This is a genomic window from Opitutus sp. GAS368 (assembly GCF_900104925.1).
GTDB lineage: Bacteria > Verrucomicrobiota > Verrucomicrobiia > Opitutales > Opitutaceae > Lacunisphaera.
On the sequence record NZ_LT629735.1, the window covers coordinates 2,818,442 to 2,830,000 of the forward strand.

Genomic DNA, 11,559 nt, shown 5'->3' on the forward strand with positions numbered 1-11,559 from the left:
GCAAAGGCCGGCGATTGCCGGCCTTTTTTATCAGTCGAGGCCGAAGCGCCCGTAACCGTCAATCGGCACGGGGTAGTTGCGGCCGTTGACCTCCATGCGGAGGTTTTTTCCGGCTTCGACCGTGATGAGCAACTTGCCTTGCTTCTTAATGGATTTGCTCTCGGCGCGGGCGAGGGCGCCGTTGAACAGCACGGTGCCATCCAGGTCCTGCACGACCTTCACGCGAGTGGCATCGATGGCCGTGAGCGTGAGCGTCTGGGCGGCCTCGGCTTGCACCGTGGCCGTCGGTCCTTGAGCGGAGCCCGAAGTCTTGGCCGGGGAGCGGGAAAACAGGACGTTGATCAGCAAGATAACGACCACGATGGCCACCACGGCGCCGCCGAGGAGCAAACCATACTTCAGCATCACGGCCTGTTCCTGGGCCGAGCGGTCGCCAGCGGGGATGGCCTCGCCGCCTTCGGGGCTGCCGGCGGTTTCGTTGAAGTCCACCCGGCCGTAGACCTCGCGGGTTTCGCGGCGGGCGGGTTTGCGTTCGCGACCGCCCAAGGCGTCGTAGTCGCTGACGATACGGTCGGGCTCGAGGTCCAGGTAGCGCGCATACGAGCGCAGGAAACCGCGAATATAGAGCGGAGGCAGGTCGACGTCGAAAGAGTTGGCCTCGAACTTCTGCAGGTAGTCGCCACGAATCTTGGTGGATTCCGCGGCCTCGCGGATGGAGATGCCCTTGCGCTTGCGCGCCTCCTCGAGCTTTTCGCCGATGGTCTGCATGGTGATTGGTTAAGTGGTTTTGGCGGGGTTTTGAAAGTCTAATCGCGACTCAGGGCTGGTAAGTGTCCAGATCGACCAGGATTTCACGGGGCGAGGAGCCGTTCTCGGGGCCGACAATGCCCTTGTCCTCCATCAGGTCCATGATGCGGGCGGCGCGGTTGTAGCCGATGCGCAGGCGGCGCTGCATCATCGAGGTGGAGGCGCGTTTGGTCGATTTCAGCACGTCAAGGGCCTGCTGGAAGAGCTCACTGTCGTCGCCCATGTCGCCGTCCTCGTCTTCGCCGCCGCCTTCACCCTCCTCGTCCTCCTTGGCGGCGCGGTCAATCTGCTGTTGGACGGACTGGTCGTATTGCGGCGGGCCGTTGCGCTTGAGGAACTCCACGATGCTCTGGACTTCCTCGTCGGCCACGAAGGCGCCTTGGGCCCGCACGAGCTTGGAGGTGCCCGGAGGCGAGAAGAGCATGTCACCACGGCCGATGAGCGTGTCGGCGCCCTTGCCGTCGAGGATGGTGCGGGAGTCGACCTGCGAGGCGACCTGGAAGGCGATGCGGGAGGGCAGGTTGGCCTTGATGACGCCGGTGATGACGTTCACCGACGGGCGCTGGGTCGCGATGATCAGGTGGATGCCGGCGGCGCGGGCCAGCTGGGCGAGGCGGGCGATGGAGGTCTCGATCTCGGCGGGCGCGACCATCATGAGGTCGGCGAGCTCGTCGACGATGGCGACGATGTAGGGCAGACGGTCCGGAATCTCGATCTCGTCGGCGACGCCGTCCAGCTCAGCTTGCTGCTCGATGGGCAGGGGCTCGGGCTTTTCCTTCTTGCGGTTGTTGAAGCCGGTGATGTTGCGGACGTTGACCTTGGCGAAAACCTGGTAGCGGCGCTCCATTTCCTTAAGGAGGATCTTCAGGGCGGCCGGCACCTTCTTGGGCTCGGTCACGACCGGAATCAGCATGTGCGGCAGCGGATTGAAGATCTTCAGTTCGACGACCTTCGGGTCCACCATGATGAGCCGGACATCCTTCGGGCTCTTGGAGTAGAGGATGGAGGCGACAATAGAATTGATGCAGACGGATTTGCCCGAGCCAGTGGCACCGGCGATCAGCAAGTGCGGCATCTTTGTGAGGTCGGAGATGAGCGGTTTACCGCTGACGTCCTTGCCCAGCGCGATGGGCAGCTCGCGCTTCTCGTCGTTCCACGCCGAGCTCTCGAGGATCTCGCGCATGCCGACGGGCGTCGATTTCTGGTTGGGCACCTCGACGCCGACGGCGGCCTTGCCGGGAATCGGGGCGAGGATGCGCACCGACTGGGCGCGCATGCCGAGGGCGATGTTCTTGTCGAGACCCGAGATTTTTTCCACGCGCACACCGGCCGCGGGCACGACCTCATAGCAGGTGATGACAGGTCCGACATGAATTTCGCCCAAGGTGACTTCGACGCCGAATTCACTGAGGATTCGGAGGAGATTCTCGGCGTTCTGGCGATGCTCCTCCTCGGAGTTGGAAACGTCGCCCTTCACCTGCTCGCGCAGCAGCTTGAGCGGGGGAAATTCGTAGTTCTTGTCGTCGCTCTGGGGCAGGGCGACCTTGGCCTTCTTGGTCTCCTCCGCCTTGACAATGTTGAGTTCGATCTTGCCGGTGGCAGGCGATTTGGCGTCGGCTGCGGGCTCGGGCCGGATCGGCGGGCGGGTGACGGTTTTTGGGGCGGAAGCCTCGGCGGGCGGCTTGGCCATCGGAGCGACCGTGGCGGTGCGGGCGGTCTCGACGAGCGGATCGTCACCCTTGGGCACGACCATCTTTTTGGTGGAGCCAGGCGCCATCGGTGGGGTGGTGGTCGTGGCGGCCTTGGCGGCGAGGGCAGCGGCCTCCTTGGCCGCCGTTTCGCGCTTTTGCCGCAGCTCCTCGGCGCGGGCGACAGCGAGGGCGGCACGTTTCTGGCGCCACTCGGTGAAGGCATGGATCAACCGGGCAACATCGGCGATAAAGTCGCGGGTGAAAATGTAGATGAAGCCGAGGAGGTAAATGGTGCCAAAGATCAGCGCGGAGCCGAAGACGCCCAGGCTGTCTTTCAACAGGGTCAGGTAGAGGAACGCGCCGAACTGACCACCGGGGCCACCGGTGAAGATTTCCTTGTTGGTGAAGACGGTCTCCTGCATCGCCATGAGCGCGGAGAAAGAGACCAGGCAGCAGAGGATGGCGAGCAGGCGGGTGGTAGTGAGGCTGCGCGAGCTGCGCAGGTAAATGTAGGCCATGCGCAGGAGAAAGGCCGGGATAAGCCACGCCGCGGCGCCGAGCAGATGGAAGATCCACCACGTGTATTCGGCGCCGATCACGCCGACGAGGTTGACGCTCGTGGGATTGGTCGTCTTTTGGATGCTCTGCGTGGGTTCGAAATCGAGCATCGCGACGATGATCAGAATGCCGAAAACCAGGCAGGTGAAGGCAGCGAGCCAGTGCGGACGATGGCGGGGGCCTTCGAAGGACGGCGTGTCCTTGTCCTTTGCGTTTGAGTTCTCCGCTTTGGGCATTTGTGTGGGTATCCGAATTATTGCAGGTCCATCAGGTCGGAGGGTCAATGTAAAATCCCCCGCCAAGATCTGCACAAGCCACTTACGCCCAACGAATGACGCCATTTCTCAGTTTCAAGCCAGTCTATCAGGAACGTGTCTGGGGCGGCCGGGCGTTGGCGACATTTCTGGGGCGAAAACTGCCCGGGTCCTTACCGATCGGTGAAAGCTGGGAGATGGTTGACCGGCCCGAGGCCCAATCGGTTGTTACGAACGGCCCTTGGGAGGGCCAGACCTTGCGCGAAGTCATGGCGGTCCACGCCGCAGAAATCATGGGCCCGGCCTGGCCGATGGAGCGGCCGTTTCCGATTCTCGTGAAGTGGCTGGATTGCCGCGAGCGGCTGAGTCTCCAGGTGCACCCGCCCGCGGCGGTCGCGGCGCGACTGGGCGGCGAGCCCAAGACGGAAAACTGGTATGTGGCGCGGGCCGAGCCGGGCGCCGCCGTTCTTGCCGGGCTGAAGCCCGGGGTGGATGTGGCGCGATTCCGCGCGGCGCTGAAGGACAACACGGCGGAGTCGCTGGTGCACCGCCTGCCCACCGTGGCGGGCGATTCAATCCTCATTCACAGCGGGGTTATGCACGCGATCGACGGCGGCAACCTCATTCTAGAGATCCAGCAGAACTCCGACACAACCTACCGCGTCTACGACTGGGGCCGGATGGGGCTCGACGGCAAGCCGCGCGCAATGCACCTTGAGCAGTCGATGGCCTCGCTTGAGGCCAACACGGCGGCTGCACCGCAACTCGTGCGCACGCCGGGCAAGTTGGCCGTGCTGGCCGAGTGCCGTGAGTTCCGTATCACCCGCCACCGGCTAGCCCGCGGGGAGAGGCTGGCCTTCGCTGCCGGCGAGCAGGCCCGGATCCTCTCCTTGATTGAGGGCAGCCTGGAGGCCGGGGCCGCTGTCGGGGCCGGTGACAACATCCTGCTGCCCCAGGCCGGCAGCTTCACTTTTACGGCCCAGGATGCGGCCATCGTCCTGGTAACCGAAAACTTCGGCCGCGCGTAATAGACTCGCTTGAAAACCCGAAACCATGCGCTTTAGTGGCGCGTTCCCATGAGCGAATCCTCCTCCACCGACCTCAAAGACACCACGCCCGCCGCCACGCCGGAACCGGCGGCACCTGCGGCTGTGCCCAAACCGGAGGAGCAACTGGCCGCGGCCAAGCAGGAGGCGGCCGCCAATTACGACCGTTACATGCGCGCCGTGGCTGATCTGGAGAATTTCCGCAAGCGCACGCTGCGCGAGAAGGACGAACTGCGGCAGTTTGCGGCCTCCGGATTGATGGAGGATGTGATTCCAATCCTCGACAACCTGAGCCTCGGGCTTGCCGCCGCGAAGCAGCAGACCGACGTGAAGGCCATCGTCGATGGCGTGAACCTCGTGCTAGAGCAGTTCAAGACCACGCTGGCGCGCCACGGCCTCAAGGAGATCAAGCCCGAAGGCCAGCGCTTCGACCCGAATTTCCACGAGTGCATCTCGCACCAGCCCAGCACCGACATTGTTGAGGAGCACGTGATGCAGGTGGTGCGACCCGGTTACGCACTCAACGGACGGCTGCTGCGTCCGGCCTCTGTGATCGTGTCCAGTGGCCCGACGAAGGAGACGCAAGTCTGACACCATGGCCACCGGACAAAAACAGGATTACTACGAGCTGCTCGGCGTCGCGAAAGGCGTGAGCGAGGAGGACCTGAAGAAGGCCTATCGCAAGAAGGCCGTGCAGTTCCACCCGGACAAGAACCCCGGCAACAAGGAGGCGGAGGAGATGTTCAAGAAAGTTTCCGAGGCCTACGAGGTGCTGAAAGACCCGGAGAAGCGCGCGGCCTACGACCGCTATGGGCATGCGGCCTTCCAGCAAGGCGGCGGCCCGCGCGGAGCTGGCGGCTTTGGCGGCGGGGCCGGCGGCGGTTTTCACGATCCGTTCGACATTTTCCGCGAGGTCTTCGGCCAGCAAGGCGGGGGTGGCGGCGGGATCTTCGATCAGTTTTTCGGCGGCGATGACAATGGGGGCGGGGCCGGCCGCGGCTCGGACCTGCGCTACGACATCGAGATCACGCTCGAGGAGGCCGCGCACGGCGTGGAAAAGGAGATTTCATTTCGCAAGCTCGGGGCCTGCGATCATTGCCATGGTAGTGGCGCTGAGCCGGGTTCGAAGAAGACCACGTGCCCGACCTGTCGCGGCGCGGGGCAGGTGACGACTTCGCGCGGGTTCTTCCACGTGCGGCAGGCGTGCCCCACCTGTCATGGCTCCGGCCAGAAGTTCGAGAAAGTCTGCGCCAAGTGCCACGGCGAAGGCCGGCTCAACGAGACGGCCAAGGTCAAGGTGCGCATCCCGACCGGGGTCGACACCGGCAACAAGCTGCGCTCCGCTGGCAACGGCGAGGCCGGCGCGATGGGCGGCGAGGCCGGCGACCTCTACATCGTCGTGCACGTTAAGGACCACGAGGTCTTCGAGCGACAGGGCGATGACCTTTACTGCGAGATCCCGATCAAGTTCACCCTGGCCGCGCTCGGCGGCACGATCCATGTGCCGACGATGGCGGGCAAGGCGTCCCTCAAAATCCCGGCCGGCACGCAGTCGGGCACGACTTTCCGGCTGAAGGGACGCGGCATGCCGCACCTGCGGGGCGGCACGCAGGGCGACCAGCTCATCCGTGTACAGGTTGAGGTGCCGACCGGACTGACATCCGAGCAGAAAAAAATCCTCGAGGAATTCGGCCGGATCAGCGGCGACACCGACGAACCGATGAGCAAGGGCTTTTTCGAGAAGGCGAAGAAGTTTTTCTGAGCCCGCCCATGCGCGTCGTCATCCTAGGCTCGGGTCGCGGCAGCAATGCGGAGGCGATCCTGCAAGCCCAGCAGGCCGGCCGGCTGGGTGCGGCGCAAGTGGTGCAGATCTTCTCGGATAAGCCGGAGGCGGGCATCCTGGCACTGGGCCCGCGCTTTGGCGTGCCAGCGACATTCGTCGATCCCGCGCCGTTCAAGACGAAGCTGGAGGGACCCGGCGAGGACCGGTTCATCGACGCGATCCGCGCCGCGCGCGCGGACCTCGTGGTGCTGGCTGGCTTCATGCGCGTCCTGAAACCGAAGTTCCTCGGCGCCTTTGCCGACCGGATCATCAATCTGCATCCGAGCCTGCTGCCGGCGTTTGCCGGGTTGGATGGGATCGGACAGGCGTTTCGCGCCGGAGCGAAGGTTACGGGTTGCACCGTGCACTATGTCACGCTGGAAGTGGATGCCGGGAAGATCATTGAGCAGGCGTCGGTGGCGGTGGCTCCCGGCGACACGCTGGAAGCGCTGGCGACGAAGGTGCATGCCGCCGAACACCGCCTGTTGCCGGCGGTCATCGCGCGTCTGAGCCGGGCGACGAAATAGCATGGCGGTCTTCGAACTCAAAACCGAGGTGCTTTTGGATACCGCGCCGGCGCTGGAGGACTTGCTGGCGGAGCGCGAGGAGCAGCGGCTCATGGTGCTCGAGGACAAGCCATCTGGCCGGGCGTGGCTCATGGGATATTTTGGATCGCGGGCCGAGGCCGCGGCCGCTTGGAAGGATCTGGCCGGGGCGCTGGACGCGGCCTGGACCAAAACCGAGCCCGTGGTGCGCGAACTGCCGGATGAAGACTGGAAGAACAGCTACAAGGCACATTTCAAGGCGTGGAAGTTCGACCGGTTGAATTGGGTTCCCGTGTGGGAGCGCGAGACTTTCGTGCTGCCGGCAGGCGAGGAGGTGCTCTGGTTGGACCCGGGCATGGCCTTCGGCACAGGCAACCACGAGACGACCCGGCTCTGCTGTGAGCGCCTGACGCGGTTCGCGGCGGCGCGCGGCAGTTCAGGCCGGGTGATCGACGTTGGCTGCGGGTCGGGCATCCTCGCGTTGTCGGCCGCCAAGCTCGGTTTCCGCGAGATCGCCGCTTTCGACAATGACCCTGAGGCCATCCGGGTGAGTGAGGAAAATGCGGCGCTCAACGAACTGGCCGGGCGCGTGGAATTTTATTGCGGGGACTTGGTGAGCGGGCTGGCCGGTCGGGCGGCTGAGCTGGTGCTGGCGAACATCCAGGCGGACGTGCTGATGCGCTTTGTGCAGGAGTTGTCCGCGGCCGTGGTTCCCGGCGGGCAACTGGTGCTCAGTGGCATTCTCGGCCAGGAGCTTGAGACCGTGCGCGCCAAGTTTGCCGGGGTGGCGGCAGGCTGGCGCGTGGAATCGCGCGTGCTCGGCGAGTGGGCAGATCTCGCGCTTACTCGACCTTCTTGAACACGTAGCCGCCGTGGATCGAACCCCAGACTTGGGTGCCGGCGGTGTTATAGCCACGCTCCCACGTCATCACCTGCTGGGGAGTGACAGTGATTTCTGTGGTGCTGTAGCTGGCGCCACGCAGGACATTCGAGCAAGCCTTGCCCTCGGTCCCGCCCTTGAATGAACCATCGGGTTGCAGGCGAAGAATGAGAGTGCAGCCTTCACGGGTCACCAGGTTGGCTGCGTTGAGATGGGTGAGGCGCGTCGGGTCTTTCCACGCGCCGGTCGCAGCGATCGGGTCGGGCAGTTCAAAAGTGCGCACTTCGAGCGCACCGTCAGCGCGGATGACGAGTTGATAGACGGACTGCCGGTAGGGATGCTCAGGAGCGTCCGTGAGGGCCTGTTCAAAGTAGAGCCAGGGGCCGTCGGTGCGATCGGTCCAGATGGGGGCGATATGCAGCGTGGCATCGCGGAAGTTCTGGTCACCCCGGGCTTGAGCGGTGCTGGCGAAGGTGCCGGTCAAAAAGATGGTCAAATGCTCAAGAGCGGACGGTTCGGCCAGCGCGCGCCCCGCGAACAGGAGCAGTCCGGCGAGAAGGGAAAGGGAAAGGCGCATGATTAGAGAAACCGCCAGACACCGTGAAGTACGGTAAGGTTTCCGAGAATCCACAGGGGCCAGAAGTTGCGGGCACCGGGGAGGAGAAGATTGAAGGCGATGGTCATCGGCAGCACTGACCGGCAAGCCGCCCAATAGCCGGACCAGACCCACGAACCGAGGAAGATGAGCAGGAGGGAATAAGCCGCACCAATGCGACCCCACGGAGAGGACAGACGCGGATTGCGCCATACCACCCAAGCTTGAACGAGAAGCCCGATAATAGCGATAAGGCTGAAGCTGTGGCGCGAGTCGAAATTGCCAAGGGACACCTCGCGCAGCGAGTCCCTGGCTTGGGTCACAAGGCCGAGGAATGGCCAGGTAAAGTTGCCCAAGCCCCCGCTGTCGGGGGCACTGACAAAACGTTCCTGCACATAAACCGACCAGAGGGCGAGCGGTAGAACGGCGGCGAACAGGGAGAGGCTGGCGCGCCGCCAGGGGAACGGGCGAAGTGTGCCGTCGCACTGCAGGGCAAGCGCGCCGAGCAAGCTGGTTTCCTTGGTCAAATTGGCCAGGGCCAGCCAAAGCGTGGAACGGCCGGCGCGGGTTTGCGCATAGGCCTCAGTGGCCAGAACGAGCAGCAAGAGCGCGGGTAAATCCACGAGCGATTGCCGGACGCTGTCCAACACACCCAGGCTGAACATGCATCCGGCCCAGCGAGCGAAGGCGAACCGGTCGGCCGTGCCGATAAGACGGTGCAACCGCCAACCCAGGGCGAACCAGCAAAACACGTTGAGCAGCGCAAAGGCCTGCAGGGTCCACCAAGGGTTGCCGAGGCCCAGAAGGAAAGCGGCGGCCGGGACCAGGATGCGGCGGGCACGGTAAGCCGGGGCATCAATGACGTTGGCGAGCTCGGGGCCGCGCAGGAGGGGGTCCAGCGCGATCTGGGCATAGAACTGTCCGTCATAGCCGCTCGAACCGGATACTGTGGCAAGGGGCAGGCCCTGCAAGGCGCTGTGGCGGCGTTCCTGCCAAGTTTCGCCAAAGCGGATCAGGCTGGTGAACCCGGTTTGCGGGCTGACCTTGACGAACACCAAAACCGCGAGCAGCACGGCGGCGATCCAGTAGGCAAGGTGCTTGGTCATCGGGCCACAGGATAAAAAATTAACCGCGAGACGATGGTTTCGCGGTTAAGGAACATTAGGGAAAAATGCCGCCGGCGGCTCAGAATAGGTCAGTCGGCGTGCGGGACATGAAATCCTCCATGTAAGCCGTGGTGGCCTTGCCTTCGATGAAGACGGGATCGCTCATGATGGCCTTGTGCAGCGGGATGGTGGTCTTGATGCCGCGGACCAGGTATTCGCTCAAGGCGCGATAGGAACGTTGGAGCGCGACCTTGCGGGTGGGCCCGATGCAAATCAGCTTGCCGATCATGCTATCGTAGTAGGGCGGAATCGTATAGCCGCTGTAGGCATGCGAGTCGACGCGAACGCCGAGACCGCCCGGCGGATAGTAAAGGCTGATGGTGCCGGGGGAAGGGGTGAAGTTGCGGGCTGGATCCTCCGCGTTGATGCGACACTCGATGGCGTGTTTCTCAAACTTGATGTCGCCCTGGTCGAAGCCGAGCTTCTCGCCGTTGGCCACGTTGATCTGCTGCTTGATCAGGTCGATGCCAGTCACTTCTTCGGTGACGGGGTGCTCCACCTGGATGCGCGTGTTCATCTCGATGAAGTAGTAATTGCCCTTGGCATCGACGAGGAACTCGATGGTGCCGGCATTCTGGTATTCGGCGGCCTCGGCAGCCTTGACCGCGGCCTTGCCCATCTTCTTGCGCAGGTCGGCATTGAGGAAAGGCGAAGGGGATTCCTCAATCAGCTTTTGGTGCCGGCGTTGGACGGAGCAGTCGCGTTCGCCGAGGTGCAGCACCTTACCGTGACTGTCCGCGAGAATCTGGAATTCGATATGCCGCGGCTTCTCGATGTATTTCTCAATGTAGACGGAGCCATTGCCAAAGGCCTTTTCGGCTTCGTTGCGGGCGACATGGAATTCCTTCGCGAAGGAGACGTCATTGTGGGCAATGCGCATGCCGCGGCCGCCGCCACCGGCGACGGCCTTGATGATGACAGGGTAACCAATCTTCCGCGCGGTTTTGACCGCTTCGGTTTCATTGTCGATCGGACCGTCCGAGCCGGGAACGGTGATGACCCCGGCCTTGCGCACGGTGTCCTTGGCGACGGCCTTGTCGCCCATGATGCGGATGCTCTTCGATTTTGGTCCGATGAACTTGATGTTGCAGGACTCGCACTGCTCGGCAAATTTTGCGTTCTCGGATAGAAAACCGTAGCCCGGGTGAATCGCGTCCACGTCAGCAATCTCCGCGGCGCTGATGATACGATCGGCGCGCAGGTAACTGTCCGCACTCTTGGGGCCGCCGATGCAGATGGCCTCGTCGGCGAGTTGCACGTGGAGTGACTGGACGTCAGCCTCGGAATAGACGGCCAAGGTCTTGATGCCCATTTCGCGGCAGGCGCGAATAATCCGGAGCGCGATTTCACCGCGGTTGGCGATGAGAACCTTTTGAATCATACTGGTATAAAAATTTAGGCCGGACAGGGATCTGCCCGGCCCAGAGGATTGCCCGGTTAGGTGAGCTTAACTTTGAATAAACGCTGACCGTATTCGACCGGTTGACCGTTTTCGACCAACACCTCGACAATAGTTCCCTTGGTCTCAGCTTGGATCTCATTCATGATCTTCATCGCCTCGATGATGCAGACCACCGTTTTCTCTTCCACCTTGGCGTTAACGTCGACAAAGGACGGGTTTTCGGGGGAAGGCGACCGATAGAAGGTACCGACCATGGGGGATTTTACATACGCGATGCCCGCTTCATCGGCACCAGAGGAGGTTTCTGATGTGGGTTGCGTAGTCGCGCGCGCCGCTTGCGCTGGCGCCTCAGTAGGCGCGGAAGTCACGGGGAAGGGGTGCGCCGAGTGCGGAACAGAGGTTATGATTGGTTGGCCTCCGGAGCCGCGCTTGATCTTGATTTTGAAGCCTTCCTCCTCGAATTCGAACTCACTGAGCTCGGAGCGCTTCATCAAATCGATGATCTGTTTAATTTGTTTTAAGTCCAAGCAATCGCCTTGGTTGAGTTGGTGTTGGCACAGGTTAGTGCCGTTCTTGCGGCCCGCGTTCAAAAGAACTTTGGACGGTCATAGCAACCACTGAATTCCCAGTATGCTTTCATTTTGTAAAAATCCTGATTTTTGAACTAAATCTGCCGAAAATCGCGCAAAGAAGCCCTAATTTGCCGCTAAAATTAGTCGCTTCTTATGGTCGGGAATCCTGGAAAACAGGCCGATTGCTGCGGCTGAGCCGGGGAAAATTTTTCGTGGGACTT

11 protein-coding genes are annotated in these 11,559 nt (G+C 62.6%); 5 read left to right on the forward strand and 6 right to left on the reverse strand.

Going from position 1 to position 11,559, the window contains the following annotated elements; genetic code table 11:
- Window positions 1–30 precede the first annotated feature (30 nt).
- Together BLU29_RS12025 and BLU29_RS12030 are read right to left on the reverse strand one after the other, a co-directional pair.
- On the reverse strand, window positions 31–768 hold the full coding sequence (locus BLU29_RS12025; protein ID WP_091058221.1) for a helix-turn-helix domain-containing protein: 738 nt from the start codon (window positions 766–768) through the stop codon (window positions 31–33).
- 49 nt (window positions 769–817) lie between these two features.
- The gene (locus BLU29_RS12030) at window positions 818–3,292 is read right to left on the reverse strand and encodes a DNA translocase FtsK (protein WP_091058224.1); all 2,475 of its coding nucleotides are present in this window, start codon (window positions 3,290–3,292) and stop codon (window positions 818–820) included.
- Between the two features lie 95 nt (window positions 3,293–3,387).
- Here BLU29_RS12030 and BLU29_RS12035 point away from each other — a divergent pair, with 95 nt between their 5' ends.
- The 5 genes from BLU29_RS12035 to BLU29_RS12055 are packed head-to-tail and all read left to right on the forward strand — an operon-like array spanning window position 3,388 to window position 7,582.
- Complete coding sequence (locus BLU29_RS12035) at window positions 3,388–4,338, forward strand: type I phosphomannose isomerase catalytic subunit (RefSeq protein ID WP_091058227.1); 951 nt, start codon at window positions 3,388–3,390, stop codon at window positions 4,336–4,338.
- A 48-nt stretch (window positions 4,339–4,386) separates the two neighbouring features.
- The gene (locus tag BLU29_RS12040) at window positions 4,387–4,947 is read left to right on the forward strand and encodes a nucleotide exchange factor GrpE (RefSeq protein WP_091058230.1); all 561 of its coding nucleotides are present in this window, start codon (window positions 4,387–4,389) and stop codon (window positions 4,945–4,947) included.
- Between the two features lie 4 nt (window positions 4,948–4,951).
- Complete coding sequence (gene dnaJ / locus BLU29_RS12045) at window positions 4,952–6,118, forward strand: molecular chaperone DnaJ (protein WP_091058232.1); 1,167 nt, start codon at window positions 4,952–4,954, stop codon at window positions 6,116–6,118.
- 8 nt (window positions 6,119–6,126) lie between these two features.
- A complete protein-coding gene (gene purN, locus BLU29_RS12050) occupies window positions 6,127–6,705 on the forward strand; it encodes a phosphoribosylglycinamide formyltransferase (protein ID WP_091058235.1) in 579 nt (192 codons plus the stop codon).
- Between the two features lies 1 nt (window position 6,706).
- Window positions 6,707–7,582 carry a 50S ribosomal protein L11 methyltransferase gene (locus BLU29_RS12055; protein WP_091058238.1) on the forward strand — a complete coding sequence of 292 codons (876 nt, stop codon included), beginning with the start codon at window positions 6,707–6,709 and terminating at the stop codon, window positions 7,580–7,582.
- Here the strand turns inward: BLU29_RS12055 and BLU29_RS12060 are convergent.
- The 4 genes from BLU29_RS12060 to accB all read right to left on the reverse strand — a co-directional run bounded on the left by BLU29_RS12060 (window position 7,566) and on the right by accB (window position 11,356).
- On the reverse strand, window positions 7,566–8,180 hold the full coding sequence (locus tag BLU29_RS12060) for a chromophore lyase CpcT/CpeT (protein ID WP_157693823.1): 615 nt from the start codon (window positions 8,178–8,180) through the stop codon (window positions 7,566–7,568). The genes BLU29_RS12055 and BLU29_RS12060 overlap by 17 nt on opposite strands.
- Window positions 8,181–8,182: 2 nt before the next feature.
- Window positions 8,183–9,304: a hypothetical protein gene (locus tag BLU29_RS18065; RefSeq protein WP_157693824.1), complete on the reverse strand. Its 1,122-nt coding sequence runs from the start codon at window positions 9,302–9,304 to the stop codon at window positions 8,183–8,185.
- Window positions 9,305–9,383: 79 nt separating this feature from the next.
- On the reverse strand, window positions 9,384–10,745 hold the full coding sequence (gene accC, locus BLU29_RS12070; protein WP_091058247.1) for an acetyl-CoA carboxylase biotin carboxylase subunit: 1,362 nt from the start codon (window positions 10,743–10,745) through the stop codon (window positions 9,384–9,386).
- Between the two features lie 56 nt (window positions 10,746–10,801).
- Entirely contained in the window at window positions 10,802–11,356 is a 555-nt protein-coding gene (gene accB / locus BLU29_RS12075; RefSeq protein ID WP_255401041.1) for an acetyl-CoA carboxylase biotin carboxyl carrier protein, read from the reverse strand.
- Between the last annotated feature and the right edge of the window lie 203 nt (window positions 11,357–11,559).